The sequence below is a fragment of the Paenibacillus sp. J22P169 genome, from assembly GCF_059691995.1.
On record NZ_JCAUAO010000005.1, the window covers coordinates 169,421 to 192,415 of the forward strand.

Annotated in this window: 17 protein-coding genes and 1 pseudogene; 13 read left to right on the top strand and 5 right to left on the bottom strand. The window is 44.2% G+C overall.

The features are described from left to right. The first annotated feature begins 27 nt into the window (after positions 1-27). Entirely contained in the window at positions 28-1,749 is a 1,722-nt protein-coding gene (gene cysI, locus AC58QG_RS23215) for an assimilatory sulfite reductase (NADPH) hemoprotein subunit (RefSeq protein WP_497364499.1), read from the top strand. A 209-nt stretch (positions 1,750-1,958) separates the two neighbouring features. Next, positions 1,959-2,096, top strand: a complete 138-nt coding sequence (locus AC58QG_RS23220) for a hypothetical protein (RefSeq protein ID WP_497364500.1) — start codon at positions 1,959-1,961, stop codon at positions 2,094-2,096. 601 nt (positions 2,097-2,697) lie between these two features. Here the strand turns inward: AC58QG_RS23220 and AC58QG_RS23225 are convergent. Then, positions 2,698-3,924 (bottom strand): PASTA domain-containing protein, encoded by a 1,227-nt coding sequence (locus AC58QG_RS23225; RefSeq protein WP_497364501.1) that lies wholly within the window; start codon positions 3,922-3,924, stop codon positions 2,698-2,700. A 628-nt stretch (positions 3,925-4,552) separates the two neighbouring features. On the opposite strand from AC58QG_RS23225, the gene AC58QG_RS23230 reads away from it, so the two are divergent. The 5 genes and pseudogenes from AC58QG_RS23230 (at position 4,553) to AC58QG_RS23250 (ending at position 13,664) form a co-directional block, all read left to right on the top strand. After that, a complete protein-coding gene (locus tag AC58QG_RS23230; RefSeq protein WP_497364502.1) occupies positions 4,553-6,199 on the top strand; it encodes a hydroxysqualene dehydroxylase in 1,647 nt (548 codons plus the stop codon). 38 nt (positions 6,200-6,237) lie between these two features. Continuing rightward, positions 6,238-10,926, top strand: a pseudogene (locus AC58QG_RS23235) (AAA family ATPase); the annotation flags it as partial. After that, complete coding sequence (locus AC58QG_RS23240) at positions 10,921-11,430, top strand: sensor histidine kinase (protein ID WP_497364676.1); 510 nt, start codon at positions 10,921-10,923, stop codon at positions 11,428-11,430. The pseudogene AC58QG_RS23235 and the gene AC58QG_RS23240, both read left to right, overlap by 6 nt. A gap of 147 nt (positions 11,431-11,577) precedes the next feature. Continuing rightward, positions 11,578-12,747 carry an iron-containing alcohol dehydrogenase gene (locus tag AC58QG_RS23245; protein ID WP_497364503.1) on the top strand — a complete coding sequence of 390 codons (1,170 nt, stop codon included), beginning with the start codon at positions 11,578-11,580 and terminating at the stop codon, positions 12,745-12,747. Then, positions 12,744-13,664: an EamA family transporter gene (locus AC58QG_RS23250; protein ID WP_497364504.1), complete on the top strand. Its 921-nt coding sequence runs from the start codon at positions 12,744-12,746 to the stop codon at positions 13,662-13,664. The genes AC58QG_RS23245 and AC58QG_RS23250 overlap by 4 nt, the downstream gene beginning before the upstream one ends. 79 nt (positions 13,665-13,743) lie before the next feature. Here the strand turns inward: AC58QG_RS23250 and AC58QG_RS23255 are convergent, their stop codons facing one another. From AC58QG_RS23255 to AC58QG_RS23270, 4 genes are all read right to left on the bottom strand, one after another. Continuing rightward, a complete protein-coding gene (locus AC58QG_RS23255) occupies positions 13,744-14,229 on the bottom strand; it encodes a phage lytic cycle repressor MrpR family protein (protein WP_497364677.1) in 486 nt (161 codons plus the stop codon). A gap of 260 nt (positions 14,230-14,489) precedes the next feature. After that, positions 14,490-15,377, bottom strand: a complete 888-nt coding sequence (locus tag AC58QG_RS23260) for a LysR family transcriptional regulator (protein ID WP_497364505.1) — start codon at positions 15,375-15,377, stop codon at positions 14,490-14,492. A gap of 80 nt (positions 15,378-15,457) precedes the next feature. Further along, positions 15,458-16,216: a twin-arginine translocase subunit TatC gene (gene tatC, locus AC58QG_RS23265; RefSeq protein WP_497364506.1), complete on the bottom strand. Its 759-nt coding sequence runs from the start codon at positions 16,214-16,216 to the stop codon at positions 15,458-15,460. A gap of 32 nt (positions 16,217-16,248) precedes the next feature. Further along, complete coding sequence (locus tag AC58QG_RS23270; protein ID WP_477596313.1) at positions 16,249-16,479, bottom strand: MerR family transcriptional regulator; 231 nt, start codon at positions 16,477-16,479, stop codon at positions 16,249-16,251. 220 nt (positions 16,480-16,699) lie between these two features. On the opposite strand from AC58QG_RS23270, the gene AC58QG_RS23275 reads away from it, so the two are divergent. The 6 genes from AC58QG_RS23275 to AC58QG_RS23300 all read left to right on the top strand — a co-directional run bounded on the left by AC58QG_RS23275 (position 16,700) and on the right by AC58QG_RS23300 (position 22,705). Next, positions 16,700-18,307, top strand: coding sequence for a flavin monoamine oxidase family protein (locus AC58QG_RS23275; protein WP_497364507.1), 1,608 nt, complete (start codon positions 16,700-16,702; stop codon positions 18,305-18,307). Positions 18,308-18,324: 17 nt separating this feature from the next. Next, positions 18,325-18,888 (top strand): RidA family protein, encoded by a 564-nt coding sequence (locus AC58QG_RS23280; protein ID WP_497364508.1) that lies wholly within the window; start codon positions 18,325-18,327, stop codon positions 18,886-18,888. A gap of 21 nt (positions 18,889-18,909) precedes the next feature. Beyond that, positions 18,910-19,122 (top strand): twin-arginine translocase TatA/TatE family subunit, encoded by a 213-nt coding sequence (gene tatA / locus AC58QG_RS23285; RefSeq protein ID WP_497364509.1) that lies wholly within the window; start codon positions 18,910-18,912, stop codon positions 19,120-19,122. Between the two features lie 191 nt (positions 19,123-19,313). Next, the gene (locus AC58QG_RS23290) at positions 19,314-20,159 is read left to right on the top strand and encodes a helix-turn-helix domain-containing protein (protein ID WP_497364510.1); all 846 of its coding nucleotides are present in this window, start codon (positions 19,314-19,316) and stop codon (positions 20,157-20,159) included. 112 nt (positions 20,160-20,271) lie between these two features. Then, positions 20,272-22,071 (top strand): CBM96 family carbohydrate-binding protein, encoded by a 1,800-nt coding sequence (locus AC58QG_RS23295; RefSeq protein ID WP_497364511.1) that lies wholly within the window; start codon positions 20,272-20,274, stop codon positions 22,069-22,071. A 124-nt stretch (positions 22,072-22,195) separates the two neighbouring features. Next, the gene (locus AC58QG_RS23300) at positions 22,196-22,705 is read left to right on the top strand and encodes a hypothetical protein (RefSeq protein ID WP_497364512.1); all 510 of its coding nucleotides are present in this window, start codon (positions 22,196-22,198) and stop codon (positions 22,703-22,705) included. Positions 22,706-22,995 lie beyond the last annotated feature (290 nt).

Sequence of the window (22,995 nt, forward strand, 5' to 3'; positions counted from 1 at the left end):
CGCGATCGCGAGAGGAGAAAGCTCAAGATGTCAGAAAATAATTTACTATCGAAGAATAGTGCACCGCATAGTGATGTTGAACAAATAAAAATTCGCAGTAACTACCTGCGCGGAAGTTTAGAAGAAACGCTTGAGAATCGCATCACTGGTTCCATCCCCGAGGATGATAACCGTTTGATGAAATTCCATGGCAGTTACATGCAGGATGACCGTGACCTTCGTAACGAACGTGCGAAACAGAAGCTAGAGCCTGCGTACCAGTTCATGCTGCGCGTTCGTGCTGCAGGTGGAATTGTGACATCAGACCAATGGTTGATGATGGATCGTGTAGCTCAGAAGTATGCGAATGGGACGATTCGTCTTACGACGCGTCAATCCTTCCAATTGCATGGTGTAATCAAATGGAACATGAAGAAAACGATTCAAGAAGTTAATGCCTCCATGCTAAGCACGCTTGCTGCATGCGGCGACGTGAATCGTAACGTGATGTGTAACCCGAATCCATACCAATCCGAGGTTCATGGCGAGGTTTATGAGTGGGCGAATCGCATCTCCAATCACTTGGATCCGCGTACGAGAGCTTATCATGAAATTTGGCTTGATGGTGAGAAGATCGTGGATATCCGTGACGCTGAAGAGCAAGAGCCGATTTACGGGCCGGTCTATTTGCCACGGAAGTTCAAAATCGGTATCGCAGTTCCGCCATCCAACGATGTAGACGTCTACTCGCAGGATCTTGGCTACATTGCGATTATTGAAGAAGGCCGCTTGGTAGGCTTTAACGTATCCGTCGGTGGCGGTATGGGGATGTCTCACGGCGATGTCAAGACGTATCCGCAGGTTGGTCAAGTGATCGGCTTCATTAAGCCAGAGCAAGCTGTTGATCTAGCTGAGAAAACGGTCATGATTCAACGTGATTACGGTGATCGTTCCGTTCGTAAGCATGCTCGTTTCAAATACACCATCGATGATCGTGGTATTGAGTGGTTCGTGAATGAACTACAAACGCGTCTAGGTTGGAACCTTGAACCAGCTCGTACGTTCCATTTTGAATCCAACGGAGATCGTTATGGATGGGTGAAGGGCAGCAACGGGAAATGGCATTTCACGATGTTCATTCAGAACGGCCGGGTCATGGACGATGGGGATTACCGTTTGATGACAGGTCTTCGTGAAATTGCTAAGATCCACACTGGTGATTTCCGACTCACGTCGAATCAGAACTTGATCATCGGCAACGTAAGCGCTCAGAGAAAGAAGAAAATCGAAGAACTGATCAAAGAGCACGGCATTACGGATGGTCTTCACTATTCCGCATTGCGCAGAAACTCCATGGCTTGCGTAGCGTTCCCGACTTGCGGACTCGCTATGGCAGAATCGGAGCGTTACCTGCCTTCCTTGATTACGAAAGTCGAGGCTATTCTTGAAGGTGTAGGCCTTCGTGAGCAAGAAATTACAATCCGGATGACGGGTTGCCCGAATGGTTGCGCACGACCTATGCTAGCTGAGCTTGCCTTCATCGGTAAAGCGGCTGGGAAGTACAACATGTACCTAGGTGGCGGATTCGCAGGAAACCGCTTGAATAAATTGTACAAAGAAAACATCGGTGAATCCGAGATCTTGGATTCTTTGCAAACGATCATTCCTCACTACGCCAAAGAGCGTCAAGGTGAAGAGCACTTCGGTGACTTCGTTATTCGCGCAGGCTATGTGAAAGAAGTTCGTTCAGGTCAAGATTTCCACGCTTAATAGGAAAGAGCAGTTCAAGTAGTTTTCTACTTGAACTGCTCTTTTTTTATGTGGGTGGTGGTTAAAGTATTTTGAATGCGAAAAGGGGCGGAATGATCTTCTTTGGGATTGGATGTGGAATGAGCGGTAGTAGATGGATAGGGGGTAAGATGAAGAAGAAGGTGAGGTATGGGGAAATTTATTAAAGTGAGGTGAATGGTGGAGGTAATGTGAGGGATAAGAAAAGTAGTTATATTGAGGTGAATGGTGGAGGTAATGTGATGAGAGAGAAGAGTAGTTATGATGAGGTGAATGGTGGAGGTAATGCGAGGAATGGGAAGAGTGTTTATGTTGAGGTGAGAGACTGAGGTAATGTGAGGAGTGATAAGAGTAGTTATGTTGAGGTGAATGGTGGAGGTAGTGTGAGGAGTGAGAAGAGTTGTTATGATGAGGTGAGAGATGGAGGTAATGTGAGGAATGGCAGAGTAGTTATGTTGAGGTGAATGGTGGAGTTAGTGTGAGGAGTGGGAAGAGTAGTTATGATGAGGTGAGAGGTGGAGGTACGGGGGGGCCTGCGCCATCATGCTGCGTCGAAGTTGAAATAGATGGAAAAACTCCATCTATTTCCTTCGATTCTCCACCTTTTTGAGAATTAACTGGAAAAACTCCAGTTATTTTCAGGCATCTCCTGCGAAATATGCAGAAACCCGAAAATTAGCTGGAGTTTTTCCATCTAAATGTAAATAAGCGTAGATATAAGTAGAATTAACTGTATGTTTTCCAGTTAAACCGGAACTTGGAGTCCGAAGTAGAGTTAGCAGCTAGCTGACTGCCCCATGGGAGCAAGAAACTAGTTTTCGAGCGTGCTGATGAGTATGGTTTGAGGTAATCGTCCACGCACCGTGCCACTCGCGTCATGCCCGCGACACATGTCACTCACGCGCCCCCGTTTTACCTACGTGTCATTCACTACTGTGCCCCCTTGCTCACCCAAAACGTCACATTATCCTCCTTCAAGCTGTTCGTACCAGCTTTAGGTTCCTGCTTTGTTACGGTCCCTTTAGCCTGTGTGCTAGTTTCAATGACGAAGTTGTAGTGGAGTCCAGCAGCTAGGGCCATCTGCTCCGCTACCTGTTGCGTTTGGCCAACGAGGTTCGGTACGACGGTCTTCTCTGGCGTTTCGTTTGTACTCGTTAGCTTCGCAGTGACCGTGGCGCTGGGACTAACACTCACAATTGGCGTACTCGTAGGAGTTGGGGAGATGATGACGACGGTTTCTACGACTTTCGGCTCTGGCCATAGATACCATACGGCAAAGACACCTATAACTAGCGCCGAAACGGAACTTAGTGCAATTAGTTTAGCTGAACGCGTGGAACGTGTTAGGTTATCATTTTCAAGACGCGAACGATGCGAATCCGGCTGTGACTCAACAGGCACTGCCTCTAACTCTGACTCTGACTCTGTTACGGGCGGAGCTGTTACCTTCGCACTTTTGTTGCCTGGTGCGGAGGGAGGTAAGCTCCGAAGACCGAAAACGAGCGATGAGATCGAGGATTGCCCATGGCAAATAAATTTGATGAGGCGAATCAAAGCTAATTTTTGCTCTGTAGTTGCGCTTGGAAGTGAAGCGCGCTCCAGGCTCGTATGCATAACCTCGAACGTATCGGATATCGATGCGCTCCCCGTAAGTAACTGGATCATTAAGCGGCAAAGACCAATGGCACCCTGCTCTTGGAGTTCATCTGCATCCCAATAGTTGATGACGGATAGCTTATTCTGATCAGTTAACCATAGATTATCAGGTCGAACGGAAAAGCCTGTAATCTTTTCCTCCATCGCATCCAACAAGGAGACACCTAAGTCGCTAATGAGGGCGACAACAGCAGCGTAAGACCATTTGCGTTTGAACATGACATCGGCAAACAAGGAACCACTCTTCGCTTGCAAAATAATAGTGACGGCATCCTCAGCGATAGATGTATCCAACATATGATAGAATCCGTCGTGAATAAACGCGGCTTTATTCTGAAGTGAGCTTATGTAATCGACACCGAGTTGATTGTGACGAAGCACTTTACGATACAGTAATACTTTGCGAGTCAGAAATACATCATCACCATAATGGAGAGTTCCATGAGGGAAAGAGACGATTTGTGTACTTGGCACGTATCGTGTACCTATTCGATCGGGCATGGATTAACCATCCTCTCTGGCGTGTGTGATTGGTTTACACTTTGTTTACACTTTATTATAAAGGATTCGAAGGCGGATAGGAATTTAGGAGTACTCGTTATAAAAAATAACTTGATCAAGTGAAAAATTTGTGGAATTTTATCATTATAGTTCGAATTGCCTGCCTGTTAATAAATGCATTGTAAGATGGGTCCATAATCGAGTTGTGTGTTCTTTATTCCGGCTGCGTAATGTAAGCGGGGAGCTAAAAGGAAGTCAACAGGGATATTCGTGCAACGTGAATTTGGTAAATTGTGTTGATAAGTTTGGAATTGCCTACAACTGATGATGTTTTTGGATCCTGAGGAAAGCTTATGCGTCCTCCTACACTTTACTGTACATCTTTTTACTGCATTTTGGAATAATCTTGAGAAAATTGAGCGAAAAGTATCGGTCTCTATGGAAGAATTCGTTCAAATTACGTGGAAGTACCTTCATACATTACCTCAGTTTCAACTAGATTAATAGGTACACCCTTTACCTTTCTTGCGTTTAGTTTTACTAGGATTCTTCTATGCTTCAAATGACCTAAATGATATGATAGGAAGAACAGAAGAATTTACAAAAAACGCCAAAACGAGGGGGAATTATGTTGAAAAAGGTCGCGATTTTAGGTGGTGGAGTCGCTGGTTTGAGTGCTGCTCACGAACTAATAATAAGAGGATATGAGGTATCTGTTTACGAATTTAAGCAAATACCTGGTGGGAAAGCTAGAAGTATGCCGTTTGTGGGCAGTGGAACTGGTGGACGGAAGGATTTGCCCGGGGAGCATGGATTTCGATTATTTCCACGATTCTATCGTCATGTGATTGATACCTTGAAACGAATTCCCTACGAGAATGGAACGGTTTATGATAATTTAACAGAAGTCACGCGATTAGATATCGCCACCTATACCGCACCCTTATTGCCTTTACTAGCCAAAATAGAGTTTAGCTTAGACAACTTGTTGGTGCTGATAAAAGATCTTTTTGATAATGATTTAGGTCTTACTATTGATGATATGGAGCAATATGGTCGTAAGCTGTGGCAGATCATGACTAGCTGCGACGAACGCATTCGTGAGGAATATAATTTAATCGATTGGTGGGAATTTATTGAGGCTGAACAGCAATCCCCTGCATTTCAGAAAATTTTTGCAGGATTCACAAAAACGCTTGTAGCTTGTCAATCCAAGATTGCGAATACACAGACGGTAGGACCTGTGGCTGTTCAAATGACGTTAGATATTACAACGCCTGGCACGAGTTTTGTAAGACTGTTGAATGGTCCAACAAATGATAAATGGATCTACCCGTGGTTATCCTTTCTTCAGGAGCAAGGTCTAAACTATCATTTGGGTGCAAACGTAGAGAGGATCAATTGTATAGATGGTCAAATCCGCAGTGCGACGATCTCGATGAATGGCGAAAAACTAGACATTGAAGCCGATTACTTTATCGCAGCATTCCCCGTAGAGGTGATGGGGAAAATGATAACCGATGCGATGCTGGAGGTAGACCCCTCACTTCAAGGTGTGCGGAGGCTCGTGGACTCCGTTGCCTGGATGAATGGAATCCAGTATTACTTACGTGAGGATGTTCCGATTACACATGGACACGTGATTTACTTGGATGCCCCGTGGTCACTTACCTCGGTTTCACAGAAGCAATTTTGGCCAGATGTAAATTTGAGTGAATATGGTGATGGAACGGTGAAAGGCATCTTGTCCGTTGATATTTCGGATTGGGATACACCGGGTATCTTGTTTGGCAGAACGGCGAAGCACTGCACGCCTAATGAAATTAAAGCTGAGGTATGGGCTCAAATGAAGCTGAGTTTGAATATTGACGGAGCTGTAATTTTGGAGGATTCCGTACTCCACTCATGGTTCTTGGATACCGATATTCAATTTGACAACCCTGAGCATGCCTGCACGAACATGGAGCCGTTACTCATTAATCGTGTAGGTACTTGGGATGATCGTCCCGAAGCTTTTACCGGTATACCGAATTTATTCCTTGCTTCAGACTATGTTCGTACCAACACGAATCTTGCGACGATGGAAGGTGCGAATGAAGCGGCACGCAGGGCGGTCAATGCGATATTGACACGTGATGGATCAGAGGAAGAGCCTTGCGAGATTTGGGAGATGTACACCTTCGAATTGGGCCATATTGATGTATTAAAAATGTATCATATTCATGATAAGCGACGTTTGGACAAGGGGCTACCTTGGGATGGAAAGATGCTCTAATTCTTGTTACTAGCAGCGAGACTTACTAGGAGGATGTCATGTTAATTTTACCGGAATACGAGATAATCAGACAAATCTATCATGGCGATCGGCATCTATTGTATCGTGCAGTTCATAAGTCAACGGGTGAGAAAGTGATCATTAAGACGATGAGCTCCGACTTTCCGGTTGCTGCGGATATCGCTAGGTTAAAGCGTGAGTTTGAAATTGGGAAAATGTTAGATATACCAGGTATTGTTAAGCCGCTTTCGTTACCTAAGTACCACAATAGTGTGGCTTTAGTAATGGAGGACTTTGAAGGGGAGACCTTGTCGACGTATTTTCCATTGTTTCAACAATCGATTCAGGCGTTTCTACAGGCAGCGATCCAACTAGCCAAAATCGTTGGCGAGGTTCATCAACGCTATATCATACATAAGGATATTAAACCTAGTAATATTATTATGAATCGGCAGAAACAGATTATGAAGCTGGGAGATTTCAGTATTTCGTCGTTTATGAGAGAGCGTCAGGAAATGTTGGATCCGTTAATGCTAGAAGGGACGCTTAGTTATATGTCTCCCGAGCAGACGGGGCGAATGAATCGGATCATTGACTATCGTACGGATTATTACTCGCTTGGCGTCACCTTCTATGAAATGATCACAGGAAGTCTGCCATTTCAATCAGAAGATCCATTAGAGCTATTGCATGGTCATTTTGCTGTTACGCCAATCCCCCCAGACAAATTAAGAATAGGTATCCCTAAGGCGCTGTCTGATATTATTATGAAATTGCTTTCCAAGGATGCGGAGGACCGTTATCAGAGCGCATATGGGATCATTCAAGATCTTGAGCAAGTGATGTTATGGTGTAATTCTGGTGAAGTCATCTATGATTTCACAGTAGGTCGCTATGATATGACGGATATGTTTCAAATCCCGCAAGGCTTGTATGGTCGATCTGAAGAAATCAATAAGCTGCTGCACGTTTATACGAATGCCGTCCATGGATCATTGGAAGCGGTGTGGGTTACTGGAGAATCTGGATTTGGCAAAACCTTTCTCATCGCGGAAACGATGAAGACGATTATGAAGGATGAAGGCTGGTTCTTATCGGGTCGCTTCGAACCTAATAAACATCATGTCTCGTATCATGCAATTGCCAAAGCTTTGCGAGTGCTCGTTCGGCAACTTCTGACTCGTAAGGATGATCAACTCGCAGAGTATCGCGTGCGATTGCTGAAGGTACTAGGAACGAGTGGCAAAGTATTAATCGATCTAGTCCCTGAACTTGAGCTTCTGATTGGTGAGCAGCCTGCTGTGAAGCCGTTGCCTCCGCAAGAAACACAGAATCGTCTACACTTCTTAATGCAGCAATTTTTGCTGATTTTTTGTGCGAAAGATCGACCTATCGTCTTGTTTCTAGATGATTTGCAATGGGCAGATGCAGCGTCCTTACAGGTGTTGGATCTGCTTTTGAATGACTCGCAATTGAAATACTTCTTGTTCATTGGCTCTTATCGCAGTGAATATGAGAAGAACAGTTTGTCATCTATGCATGTTCAACTCCTTGATAGGTTGCCTGCGCGTCTGGTTGAGGAACGCATTGTATTAAAAGCCCTAGATCTGCAAGATGCTGAGCAATTGATCGCAGAATCGCTGAAATCGGAGTTGGGTCAAGTCGCAGATTTAGCGAAACTCGTCATACACAAAACCGGAGGTAATCCTTTTTTTGTGAAACAATTCCTTAGCGCGTTGCATGAGCAAGAGCTGCTTCATTTTAATTATGAAATTAATCGTTGGCAATGGGATATGAACGAGATTCAAAAGCTTAGAATCACAGATAATTTAATGTTTCTTCTCGCTGAGAAGCTGGAGCGAATGCCTGCAAGAACACAACATGTGATGCGATTGGCTTCCTGTCTAGGCTCTTCTTTCGACTTGGAGGCATTAGGGATTATTATGCGAACGTCATTCGTTGATGCGTTGCATGAACTTGAAGGGGCTATCCAGAGTGGATTGATTATCCCAGTTGGCATGGATTATAAATTTTATCAGGAGTCTATGGGGGAATCAGTAGCGCGTAACATCCGGTTTATGTTTGTACACGACTCGATCCAAGAAGCTATTTATGGCTCTATTGATGTGGCTAAGCTTTCGGAGATGCATCACAGCATCGCTCAGATGTTGCTCACAGAATTATCGGTAGAAGAAATAGAGTTGCGGTTATTTGAAATTGTCAATCATTTGAATATAGGTTCGGATTTGGTTACTGAGCATCCCGCTTATATGCAGCTTCTAGACTACAATGTTTGTGCAGGCCGTAAAGCGAAATCCTCCAATGCGTACCGCTCGGCGCTTCAATATTACAATAAAGCCTTGCAAGCACTAAAACAGATTAAGGTCATCGAGTTAGATGAGTTGAGCTACGCCATCCGTCTGGAGAAATCAGAGGTACTTTATTTAAATGGTCAAGCAGACGAAGCGGAGGCTTCTTACGAGCAGCTTTTGCAAGAGGCAAAAACCGTGGAACAAAAACTCGAGCTGTATAACCTACAGGTGGTCTTATACACGAATGTCGGCAAGCAGCATCAGAGTGTCAAGCTAGGCTTGAAAGCACTGGCGGAGCAAGGTATACGGATACCTGAAGCGCCGCTAAGCGCAAGCATTTTTGTGGCTTACTTAGATGTGAAACGGAAAATAGGAATGAGAAATACCTTGCAGCTCTATGATTTACCCATCATGGAAGATGACTATCGCACCAAATTAATGAATCTCATGATGAGTGTCGCCATTTCGGCTTATTTCGTAAATACGAACTTATACGTACTTTTCATGCTAAACATGACCAAACTTGCACTTAAATTCGGCAATTCACCGGCTATGGCGTATGTGTATGGCTCGTATGGCTTAATATTGGGCTCGGGGTTCGGAGATTATCAACGAGGCTATCAATATGGACAACTTGGCAACCGAATGAATGAGCGATTTCAATCCCATCAATTCCGTAGTAAAAGTTATTTTTCATTCGGCTTGTTTGTCACACCATGGGTGAAGCCGCTTCACAATTGTCTTGAGCTTTTGAAGGATTCGTTCCGGAGCGGAATTGAAGACGGTGACTTGGTATTTGCTGGGTATGCGCTTACCTATCACGTTTTGGTCAAAGATTTGCAAGGTGTTGCCCTCTCCGAAGTATATGAAGACTTAGTGAAAAACTACCGGATTCTAGAGCAGACCAATCATCATGATACTTTACTTATGATGGAAATGCTGCGTATGGTCATTTTGAATCTGGAAGGAAAAACGCTGAATCCATTGCTTATAGGTAATGATGAGGAGGAAGAGGAAGAATTTGTCCGCAAATTAACCGTCCATCCGAATCAAGTGATCATTCATGTATATAGCGTTAAGAAGATGATGCTGTCGTATTTGTTTGGACAGTATGACGAAGCGGTGAAAATGGGCAGAACAGCAGAGTCGCGTCAATCTGCATCCTTCGGTTTATTTCATATGCCAGAGAATTATTTCTATTTTGTTTTGTCCATTGCGGCTAAGTTCCCTGAAGCATCACTAAGTGATCGCAAATGGTTTGCCAAACAAGTGAAGAAAATGATGAGGAAAATGGAAAAATGGGCTTCGCATTGTCCGGAGAATTTCTTGCATCTCAGTCTATTGATGCAGGCGGAATGGGATCGTGTTACTGGTCATGGTCAGAGGGCAGAGCAAGGATATGAGAATGCGATTCGACAAGCGAGGGAACAGGGCTTTATTCAGCATGAGGCGATCGCATCTGAGCTGGCTGGCAAGTACTATAAACAAGCTGGGCGTGAGAAAATTGCCAAAACCTATCTCATCGATGCGTATTTTGGGTATGTGAGCTGGGGGGCTAGAGCGAAAGCAGATCATCTCGTTTTGAAATATCCAAGTTATTTCTCCAACTTGAATGGAGCTCCCGATTGGGCAACAACCAAAATCAGTGACTATTCCTTACAAGCGATCGATTTCAAAACCATTATGAATACATCCCGTTCGCTTTCAAGTGAAGTCAACTTGGAACAGTTAATCAAACGGTTGATGGAAATTGTCACCTATTCTTCTGGCGCAGAGAGAAGTATTCTCGTCCTAAAAGACAAGGACAGCTTGTACGTTGAAGCGGAGATGCTTGCAAGTGCGGGGAAGGATTCCTGTATCGTTAGCTCTGTCTTGTTGGAATCGCGTGAGAATGTTCCTCAAGCAGTGATCCAATATGTTGCCCGCATGAAAGAAGGTATTGTGTTAGATGATGCGGAGAAATCGGCTCTATTCGCAAACGATCCCTACATCCGGCAAACGGAGAGTAAATCGATCTTCTGTGAACCGATTCTACATCAAGGGAATCTAGTCGGCGTCTTTTATTTGGAAAATAATTTAATTCGTAATGCATTCACTTCCGATCGGTTAGATGTGATCAAATTATTATCGGCACAAGCCGCGATTTCTATTGAAAATGCCAGATTATACAATGATCTTGAATCCAAGGTGAAAGAACGAACGAATGAGTTAATCTTGATGGAAACATCGCGGCGAGATCTCCTTTCGAATATTTCCCATGATCTTGGGACTCCGCTTACATCGATCCAGGGTTATGTAGAAGCTATTTTGGATGGTGTCATTCAGGAACCTGAGGAGCAGAAGAAATACTTGTCCGTGGTGCATATGCGCATCGTCGGAATCCAACGATTAATTACGGACTTATACCAACTGAGCCGACTTGAAACAAAGCAGTTTCATTTTAGGCTTGCGTCTACATCTTGCGCGACCGCGGTTCGTCAACTTTTTGCCAAGTATGAATTAGATGCAACCAATGCAGGGATAGCCTACACACTGAACATGGCGCAAATGGATGGTCAGGAAATGCTGACTGTGGATATGGATCGGATTGAGCAGGTGTATGCCAATATTATCTACAATGCGATTAAATTCTCATCAAGCGGCTGTTCCATCGATGTTCGAGTTGAGATTAGACATGAGCCGTATGAGCTTGTAATTCGGGTGTCAGATACGGGTGTAGGGATTAGTGAGGAGGATCTACCTCATATTTTCGAAAGGTTCTACAAGGTATCCAAGTCGCGCAGCAACTCCGGTGGAAGCGGGTTAGGTCTGGCGATTGCGAAGGAAATTGTGCAGTATCATGGTGGGCAAATTTGGGCAGAAAGCCGCTTAGGTCAGGGCTGCAGCATATCATTCTCGCTGCCTTTACACCGCATATAAGTGATCCAAACCGTACATCTTACTAAGAGGTGTGCGGTTTTTTTATATGGAAAGGATGTGTGGATACCGAAGGTGTTTCCAATGCTATTGATTTCGACTTGTGATATACTTCTGTAGATATTAGTCATCGAAGGAGTTTACACACATATGCAATCATTTATTCAGTTTAATCCTACCCGATTATGGTTTGGTGAAGGTCAAATCAAGCAACTGCAACAGGAGCTAGGCAAAACCGGGAACCGCGTACTCCTTGTTTATGGCGGAGGCAGCATCCGGAAAAATGGTGTATACGATGCTGTGATGAAACAGCTTCAAGATATGCAAGCCACGGTTGTTGAGATGCCAGGTGTGGAGCCTAACCCAAGGTTGACAACAGTGAAGAAAGGGATTGAGCTATGCCGTACCGAGCAAATTGATCTCATCCTGGCCGTTGGTGGAGGGAGTGTCATCGATTGTGCCAAAGCCATCTCGGTTGGTGTTTATTATGAAGGAGATGTCTGGGACATCATCACAAGGAAAGCTGAGCCAGATCAGGCATTGCCGCTCGGAACTGTACTAACGCTCGCCGCGACAGGCTCGGAAATGAATAACATCTCTGTCATCACGAATTGGGATCGAAATGAGAAGCGCGGCTGGAGCAGTCCATTAGCTTATCCGGCTTTTTCTATTTTAGACCCTGCCTATACGACATCCGTTCCTTTAGATCAGACGGTTTATGGCATTGTAGATATGATGTCACATGTACTTGAACAATATTTTCACCGCACGGAACATGCCCCGATGATGGATCGCTTCATGGAAGCAGTCTTGTTAACCGTTATGGAGGCTGCGCCGAAGCTATTATCGAATCTGGAAGATGTCGAGCATCGTGCTACGATTATGTATGCTGGAACTACCGCCTTCAATGGTCTGTTGTCTTGTGGGACAGACGGTGGCGATTGGGCGTCTCATCAAATTGAGCATGGATTATCCGCCGTTTATGATATCCCTCACGGAGGCGGACTTGCCATTGTGTTCCCGAACTGGATGACGCATTGTGCGGAAGAGGATCCTTCGCGCATGAAGAAGCTAGCTATGGCCGTGTTCGGAATTGATGCCAACGGTAAAACGGATCACGAGGTTGCAATGGAAGGCATTCAAGCCTTGCGTCAATTCTGGGATTCCCTTGGAGCTCCGAATCAACTTGGTTATTATGGCATTGATGATCAGCGGATTGAAGAATTAGTGCATAAATCATTTATGAAGCCCACGATTGGGCAATATAAAATCATGACAAGAGACACCGTCAGGGATATCCTGATGAGGTCGTTAGCATGAAATACTACGTTTATGTATTAGCAGGCGCCTGCAGCTTTGGGCTGTTGTCGACCTTCGTAAAGAAGGCTTATGAATCAGGTTTTCATGTGGGTGAGGTCGTGGGCTCACAAATCTTTTTTGGTCTCATTATGATGTGGCTCATGGCGTTCGTCACAGCGAAATCTGCTAAACTGGGTTCTCCTGAGGCCAAAACGTTTCGTGTCTCACCTCGTCAAGCTCTCATGCTTATGTTAGTCGGCACTAGCTCAGGATTAACTGGTATCTTTTATTATGCGGCTTTGCAATATGTTTCAGCGTCCTTTGCCATTCTATTATTGTTTCAATTTACATGGATCGGAATCGTACTTGAAGCTATTATGGATCGGAAGCGTCCTAGTAAAGATAAGCTTATTGCACTTATTTTCTTATTTATCGGCATTATTATGGCAAGTGGATATTTGAAAGGAAATCTGGAAGCACCCTCATGGCTTGGTGTTGGATTAGGATTGCTTTCAGCATTGACGTACGCGTTATTTATTGCCATGAGTGGCAAGGTGGCTAAGCAAGTTGCGCCGATAACAAGAGGTGCTGTTATGCAAACGGGCTCTTTCATCATTGTTATGCTGATCTTCCCGCCTCACTTCCTATGGAATGGATCTCTACATGAATCCCTATTGCCATGGGCATTGCTGCTAGCTTTGTTCGGCGTGGTCATCCCGCCATTGTTTTTTGCAATTGGGGTGCCCCGAATTGGCGGTGGTATGGCGACTATCATGAGTGCAGCCGAGCTGCCAACTGCAGTAATTATGTCTTTTATCGTTCTTCACGAGTCCGTGGATGGGCTGCAGTGGCTAGGTGTGATCATAACCATGTTAGGGATTGCGCTGCCAGAGTTATTAAAACGAAGACAACGCGTTCAACGTCTTCAAACGGATTGAAACAGGTGGATCTCTGAGTCATTGGGGGATCCACTTTTTTTCGCGCAAAAAAAGGCCAATTGGCCTTTAAAGAGGATAGCTATACAAGGGCAAGTTGCTTCAGTTCCAGCTTCACAGTTGTTAAGTGTGTAAGCTCCGGGAGGGAGAAGTGCTCGGCTAAACGGCGAAGCCGCATGTAAATCGTTCGAAGAATGACTGAATCCAATTCTGTGATCATTGCTCGATTAGCGACATAGTCGGACATGCTCATTCGGATTAAATAAGGACTAGATCTTAAATTGGTCAGTATCGTTGGTTGAAGTGGATCACCCAAGTTTGTTAAATATTTGGTTTGCTTCAGGGCGGATTGAAACCGTTCGACACAAGTCTTGGAAACCGGGATGTACCTTTTGCCCCCCATGGCATCAGACACGGTAAGTATTTGTTTTTTTTCATCTAAGGAATTACTTTTTAGATACACAATTTCGTGGGCAGCTACACCTTCGATTAACAGACGAATAATGATGGCATCTTGCGGATTGATACATTGAGCCTCGATGAATTGGATCTTCTCTAGTGTAAGAATACGAAATCAACATCCCTTCAAGTTTGAACTTAGTTTTCTGCAAAATTACATTTGGTTTTCAGAAATAAGTAACTATACATGATATGAGATGCGCGAGGTGAATATGCCTAAAAGTTTGTTATGAGGTAACTATAGCCGAAAGAAGAGGAAGGAACAATGAGGGAAAAGCCCTAAATAATGTTAGTCGAATTTCGACAAATTCAGTGTGTGAATCGCAAGCATTTTAGTTAAACCTGTATCTGCAAATGAAATTACTAATCTCACATTGCCGCAATAATGGTTTTGAGTTCCTTGATAAATTCTTTGCATGGCAGTGAAAGATGCCGGCTTTTAAGGCGCAAGGTTCGGAAGGAAACCCCAAAATCCACACCAGTGACTTCTAATGCAACAATACTCCCCGTTTCTAAATAAGGATCATATCGCATACCCGTCTCCGTATAGAAGCCAATCGCGATTCCTTCGGCAATAATCCGTTTAGCTGCTTCTGAATTCCCCAGTCTAAATAAGATGTTAGGTTCTCCATGTTGTTTGAATATGTTGATTAGGAAATCAGAGGATATCAAAAGGGGTTCTTGAAGGAGTTCATCGATGGAGATGCTAGTTCGGTGTGATAAAGGGGATTTTTTACCTACATAGGCCATTATTCGGCAGTCCATCAGATGTTCTGTGATCAGCTGGGTATGGGGGCTGACATAATTTCTTGCGACAGCAATGAGTCCCAAATCGACTTGTCCACCGAGTACCTCTTGGATAATCTGTGGATAATTCAACTCCATCATGACAAGCTCTACATCCGTGTGTTTATCTTTGAAAATAGCTAATGTTGGAGGGAGTACGCTTAAACAAAGACTTGGTACAGAGGCAATAGAGAGAGAGCCTGACAATTGATTGAATTGAAAGCCGGCTGTTTCGCGAAGTTCTTCAACCTTATTCATAATTTCGATCGCTTTGCTAATAATTAATTTGCCGTCTTCGGTAGGGACGGCTCCAATCCGTGAACGCTTAAAAAGCTTCACGCCAAGCTCTTCCTCTAAGCTTACGATGGCTTGAGAGATGTTCGGCTGGGAAACGTGAAGCTTTTCAGCTGCTAAAGAAATGGAGCCAGTTTGATTAATTTCTATGATATAAATGAGTTGTTCAATTCGCATAGTTCACCTTTTCTGCGTGTCAGTTATGAAGTAACTATATCTGAATTGAGAAAGATGAACAATATGTGAGTAGTACTATTTTAGGAGATTCCATATTCGACTTGACTGAGACTCTCTTCCCGTTGTTGTCCGTTATAAACGATGCGAGATAATAAGATGCTGATTTCATATAGAGCAAATAAAGGGATGGCTACCATCAGATGCGAGATTAAATCAGGCGGAGAAATCAAGCTCGCTGTAATAATCAGAATCAGATATGCGTATCTGCGAACTTTGTTTAGTAATTTGGGATTCAGCAGCTTCAGCTTCGTTAGAAACATGACGACAATAGGGAGTTCGAAGGCTAGAGACAACGGAATAATAATATTGAGCATAAAGCTAAAATATTGTGCAACACCGTAGGTTTGTGTTAATCCAAGGTTTTCGGTAACACCCAATGTAAATTTGATACACATTGGGAACACAATGAAGTAACCGAAAGCTAAACCAATTAAGAAGCATAAGAACGTATAGGGGATGTACCGCAGTGTGGCGACTTGCTCTTCTTTGGTAAGTCCTTTTTTAACGAAAGCCCAAATTTGATAGAGGATGAATGGGAGCGTCAGTGTGAGGGAAACGGCGAATGCAATCAACATATAGATGCGAATGCTATCCATAGGTGAAAATACATGCCACGTAATATCGGAGGCTGTAGAGCTTTGTTTGAGGTAAAGTAAAATCTTCTGAGCGAAGATGAATCCAATGATTAAGGTAAGGATTATGGCAATGAAGACGCGAATAATGCGTGTACGTAGTTCAGTAAGATGTTCGACAAGTGACATCATTTCTTTGATCTGCATAAGAGCCCTCCAGTCTAATTGTAAAAATGGTGCTAAGATCCGGCAAGCATTCGTCTTAATTCTACCGTATGAAACCCATCTGTTAGTTTGGTGTGAATATCCATAATGGTTTGAATATCCTCGAAGGAATATTTTCGAACGCCCCCTTTGCTTCTATCTGGAAAAATGAGCTTTCGGTCCTCATAATATCGAATTTGTCTTTCAGTTAACCCCGTCAGTTCACTTACTACACCAATTTGAATTACTTTTTTCTTTGTCATCATCAGCCTATCCCTCCAGTTTAATGTAAGGTTATTTAACTTATATATGACGTATGTTAATGAAACTCTATCATTTTATGTAAAAACGATCAAATAAGTGTTGATTATCTTAGTATAATTATAATTTATGTCATGTTATCTTACACAAAGTAATGACTATTCAATCCCTCGCTGTTAAGTTTAAGTAGCGGATAGCCAAACTTAAACACGAGGAGATGGAAGCATGGAGAAGACACCGATCCAAGAAGATCAAATTACACGTAGACAATTTTTAACAACAGTCGGCAAATTAGGAGGGTCAGCCGCAATATTTAGTGTGATGGGTACTTTAGGACTACTCTCCCCGGAAACGATGAAAGCCGCAGATTATACACCGCCATCGGGAAGGGATCTTACATCGACGAATCGTAATGGAAAGAAAGTCATCATCCTAGGTGGTGGAATTGCCGGGATGACAGCGGCATATGAACTTGGAATGGCTGGCTATCAGTGTACAATACTAGAAGCAAGAGCACGTTCAGGCGGACGAGCATGGACGGTACGTAGAGGGACGACGGTTACGGAGATAGGTGGCACGAAGCAGGTGGCTCGCTTCGATAATGGCATGTATTTCAACGCAGGACCGATGCGGATCCCACAATTTCATGTGACACTGGACTATGCGCGCAAATTCGGGGTTGCTATTGAACCTTTCAATAATGTGAACGAAAGCGGCTACTACTATAATGAAAACGTAGGTGAGTTGTCAGGTAAGAAAATTCCAAAGCGGCAGGCGAAAGCCGATGTTCGCGGTTACGTCTCTGAAATGTTGGCGAAGGCTGTAAATCAGAATGCGTTAGATCTACCTTTGACGACAGAAGAAAAAACAAAACTTGTAGCTTTTTTGAAAAGCGAAGGAGATTTGAGTGCGGATCTGTTCTATAAAGGCTCAAGTAGAGCGGGATATGTGGAAGAACCGGGCGGTAAATTTGACGCAGGTGTTCGCAAGGATCCATTTAGCTTAAAAGCGATTATTAATTCTGGTTTTGGTCAATTTCTCAGCAGTGAGTATGGCTATGATCAGCAAATGATGATGTTCCACCCTGTAGGCGGGATGGATATGATTGCTAAGGCATTTGAGAAACGCGTAGGAGATAAAATTCAATTCAATTCGGAAGTGCACGAGATTAAACAGTCTTCCGATGGCGTTAAGATTTTGTATAAGGACTTGAATAGCGGGGCAAATAAAGAGATTGCTGGAGACTTCTGTATCTGTACCATTCCGCTTCCTGTTCTCAAGGACATTAAAGCGGACTTCTCTCCCGAAATGTCAACAGCAATCGCGAAGATTAGCTATGCGGCTGCAGGCAAAATCGGTCTTCAATTCAAGCGTCGCTTCTGGGAAGAAGATGAGATGATTTATGGTGGAAGCTCATTGACGAATATGGATATTGCCAATATCTATTACCCTCCGAATGATTATTTTTCCAAAAAGGGGATTCTATTAGGTTATTATTCATTCGGAGCAAATGCAGATAAACTTGGTAATATGTCACTTGCGGCCCGAGAAGATTATGCCTTAAGCCAAGGTGCAAAGATTCATCCGCAATACCATAAAGAGTTCGAAACCTCTTTCTCTGTGGATTGGAAGAAGATTAAGTATAATCAAGGCGGCTGGGCTTCCTATACGGCAGACGATCGTAAGAACTACTATCCAACCCTCTGTAAACCCGATGGCCGCATTTATTTGGCAGGAGAGCACATCAGTTATATTACAGCTTGGCAGGCCGGGGCTATTGAGTCTGCGCGGAAAGTCGTTACCGAAATACATGAGCGTGTAATGAAAGAGTAGAGGAGAAGGAGTGAATCATGATGATTATAACGAAAAAGTGGAAGACGATCGTAGCAGCTACCGTTGGTTCATGTCTGATTTGTGTAAGTGCGTATGCGGCTGGGACAGAGAAATCAAGTAAATACAATGCAGAGCCTATTAATGAAGTCGAATTTTATGGCAATCCTGCTTCTTCGATTGCTGCAGGTGTGTCGGTCCCAGCGGGATCCTCTTATTTATTCACTAGCGGTACAGTGCCACCAGTTATCAATAAAGAAGGCAAGACCGTATATGAGCGGTATGGGGATACGAAAACACAGGGGATTGGCATTCTAAAAGCAATAGAGACGCAATTAAAAGAAAAAGGGTTAACCCTTGCAGATGTTGCTTATCTTCGAGTCTATGTAACGCCAGACGCAGCCAAAGAAGGTAAATTCGATTATCAAGGCTGGTTTGACGCTTATGCGCAATTTTTTGGTACAGAAGCGAATCCTGTGAAGCCTGCACGTTCTACAGTTGGTATTGCAAGCCTCGTGAGCTCTGATTGGTTGATTGAGATTGAAGCTGTAGCTGTGTATCCAAAGCACCATAACCAAGACTAATGAAACGGAGATGATGTGCGTATGCTGCAAAATATTGGATTACCAGGACTCATGTTAATTTTATTGGTTGTATTGGTCTTGTTTGGACCGTCTAAGTTGCCTGAGCTCGGTCGTGCGGTAGGGCGTACCTTGCATGAATTTAAAAATTCAGCCAGGGAGCTTGTCGGTGAAGGGAAGGAAGCGCCTGAGCATCTGGAAGCTCCGGACAAACGCGTCGAAAAGGTCAACGTATAATCATGAAGATTAAAGGGATCCTGTTGATTTTCTCGTGAGAGAAAAACTGCAGGATCTTTTTTTTTTGCGCTGCGCACCTAAACAAAACACAGGAAATCCTAGGTTTTGTACAATTTATTTGTGCGAAATTGTGATACAGTGTGCTCACGCGCGAAGCGTCCAACTATTTCCAATCTCGGGAGGAATGGCTGTTGAAACTTAGCACATGTGTTGATGTCACCAAAGAACCCTTTCATTTGAATCACGAGAAATCGAGTCGAAAGCAGAATTGGGAAGTCTATCATGCACATTCCTGTATGGAATTTCTCTATGTGTATGAAGGGATTGGTCGTGTCGAAGTGAACAAACGCTGGTATACCGTAGAGCCGGGAAGCCTGCTGATCTTCCAGCCATTTCAATTGCATCGCATTCAAATCCAAGGTCCCTTTGTTCGATCTGTCCTCATGTTTGATCCATACAGAATGGATGCAGCGCTTAGTGCGTTTAATGGCATTCGAACTTGGTTTAATCTGCTTTGGAAGGAGTCGTTAACCAGCCACGCGATTCCAAATCAACAACATCTTGCTAAGTTTTATGAACATTTACATAGCAAACTAAGTCGCGTCTCGATACATAAGCAGCAAGAAGAATTCGTCCTATGCATAATTTCCATGCTTCAGCAGCTTGAACCTTATGAAAGTGAGATTTGTCAGGCTAAGAAGGAAAAGCTGAAGTTGAGAAGCAATCATACAGCAGGGCAGATGACAGAATGGATTGAAAAACACTATAAGGAAAAATTTGATCTCCAACGGATGTCAGAGGATTTGCATCTCTCCACCTTTTACTTATCTCACATTTTTCGGCAGTCAACGGGGCGGACCATTACCGAATTTATCATTTCTCGCAGATTGAAAGAAGCCTGTCTCTTGCTTGAAACGACGTCCAAGTCAGCTAGCTTCATCGCGCAGGAAGTGGGCTTTCAGAGTGGTTCGTACTTTTCTCGTGTGTTCAAAACAGTTCTGGGTACGACGCCGAAGTCGTATCGGATGCAGGTGTGAAAGACAGCAACACCGTGCAAGTTCTGAACAATAGAGGGTAACATGTGCGTAGGATGATCTCTTATAATTTCATTTGTAAGCGCTATCCAATGGAATTAGAGGAGGAATAATAATGAGTAAGTTTTTTAAGGGATTTAAAGGTAAGACGGGAATTATCGCGTTGCTATCCACAGTAATGGTGCTTGCAATTCCGGCAGTAGCAGGGGCGGCGACATCTACGCTTAGTCCTTCTGATGATGCTTATGTGCATGAAGGTAATCCGACAAGTAATTACGGAACAGCCACTTCATTGTTTGTGAAGAATGACCCTGGTGCTTCTCGATACACATACCTCAAATTCAGCCTCTCAGGTATTTCGGGTGTGACAAGTGCCAAGCTCCGTGTATATGGCAGTGCATCCTCGAACACGGTCTTATCGGCGTATCAAACGACAGATAGCTGGACGCAGTCCGGTATTACTTGGAGCACGAAACCCACAGTCGGCAGCTCGGCAGGCAGTATTGGTATCAATACGACGACTATCTATAACGAGATTGACGTGACATCGTATGTGACTTCGCAAGCGGCAGGTGATGGGGTTGTTTCCATTGTGCTGCAAGAAAGTGTGGGTAAATACACCACGTTGAACAGTAATGAGAATGCCTCGAATAAGCCGCAGTTAGTCGTCGTTAGCGGTGGCGGCACGGGAGGAGATACCCAAGCACCGACCATGCCAACAGGATTAAATGGTACAGCGGCTTCCAGCAATCAAATCAATCTGAGCTGGAATGCGTCTTCGGATAATGTAGGCGTAACGGGGTATGAGGTGTACCGGAATGGCTCATTGATCAAGACGGTCACTGGTACTTCCACTAGTGATACGGGTTTAACGGCGTCTACCTCGTATAGCTACTATGTCAAAGCAAAAGATGCGGCGGGCAACGCTTCTAGTCAAAGCAGTACCATCAATGTGACTACGGCTGCAGGTACGCCTCCAACTGGCTGTACGAATGCACTGACAACAACCGTTGCGATTCAAAATGCCATGAAGAATGCCACGGCAGGGACAGTTATTCTGATTGCTCCGGGCAACTACGTCGGGGATCGATTGACAAGTGGTGACCCAGGAGGACAGGGGTTGTTCTACTCGGGACAAAACGGAACATCCTCAAACCCTATCGTACTGAAAAGCTGTGATGCAGCTAATCCAGCTGTGCTGAAGGGCTTGAATGTGAACGATGGTTCTTATGGCATACATCTAACGGGCGACTATTGGCAAATTCGTGATGTCGAAATTGCGCATGCTCAGAAGGGGATCGTCATCGACAATGGCAACAACAATCTGCTGAACAATGTTGAAGTTCATGATGTGGGAGATGAGGGGGTTCATTTCCGGGACGGCAGTTCCTATAATACCCTAAGTTACTCCCTCATCTATGATACGGGCTTGTATCAAGCAGGTTATGGGGAAGGGGCGTATGTTGGCTCTGATTCAGGAGCTGCGTATGAACATGTCGTGACAGGTAATATCATTAGTCACACTAATTTTGACGGTGGCATTACGGCAGAGCACATCGATGTGAAGGAAGGCGCAAGCGGAACGATTATCGAGTACTGCACGTTTAATGGTACGGGGATAAGTGGTGCGAACAGTGCTGACAGCTTTGTTGATGTAAAAGGTGTAAATACGATTGTCCGCTACAATCAAGGGTATCGGAATGGCAACGCGAATGTAGTTGATGCTTTCCAAGTCCGTACGCATGGTACGGAATATGCAACAGGTGTGAATAATTCATTTGATCATAATACCGTGAATTTGGATAGCTCGGCAGGATATGTGGTTTATGCAACAAGTGCGGCAACAGGAACCACAGCGGCAAATGACGTCCGGACAGGCGGAGGAAATCTGTATAACTCGAATGTGAACGAATAGGTAGTTGGGGAGTCCGAGAGGGCTCCTTTTTGCCGTGTGTGACAAGCTAAATATCGACATTCTGTCGTAAGTATGGGATTATGAGGAGAAGAGTTTGGTAACTATTATGCAGGGAGTGAAAGGCATGTCACGCAAGTGGGAAAGAATGGTAAGTAAAAATACGAAAAAGGCAAACCAGACCCGTTCCAAGCAGGGGAAAGCGCCGATTTCAACAGATCCGGATCGTCCGGTCGTATTTAAAGGTAGAAGTATTTTGTTGGCCGCGTTCTTCATCGTGGTCTCGCTCTTCTTGTTGTTTACGTTGACGAAAACCGAAGGGGACAAGATGTATTGGTATACAACGCTTAGCTATTTGGTCGTTGGTGTACTCATTTATTTCGTGCGGAGACCGTATTTGCGAGTGACCAAGACGAATCTTTCGAAGCGTGGTCTGGCCCGAGAATTAGTGCTTGGTGCGGAAAATATTAAAGAGATTGTACACGCACCTGGTCAAATTATCATTGAGCTTACAGGGAAATCTCCCCGTTGGGTATATAACAAAACGTTGAACCGTTTTGATATCGCGGCGATGTCCGACAAATTAAAGAAATTTGCTGAGCATAATAAAATATCCTTTGTAGATAAAACAGTTTAAAAAGTTAGCCTCCAATTCCACTAGATGTGGGGTAGGAGGCTTTTTTGATTGGTGCGTAAGCGGCCCTGAGGGGGGAGTTAGTCGATAAAATCGACTAACTCGAGCGCAGAAGCGGCAGTGTGTGGGAAGTTAGTCGATAAAATCGACTAACTCGAGCGCAGGTGCGGCCAAGTGTGGGGAGTTAGTCGATAAAATCGACTAACTCAAGCGCGGAAGCGGCCAAGTGTGGGGAATTAGTCGGTAAAATCGACTAACTCGAGCGCAGAAGCGGCCAAGTGTGGGAAGTTAGT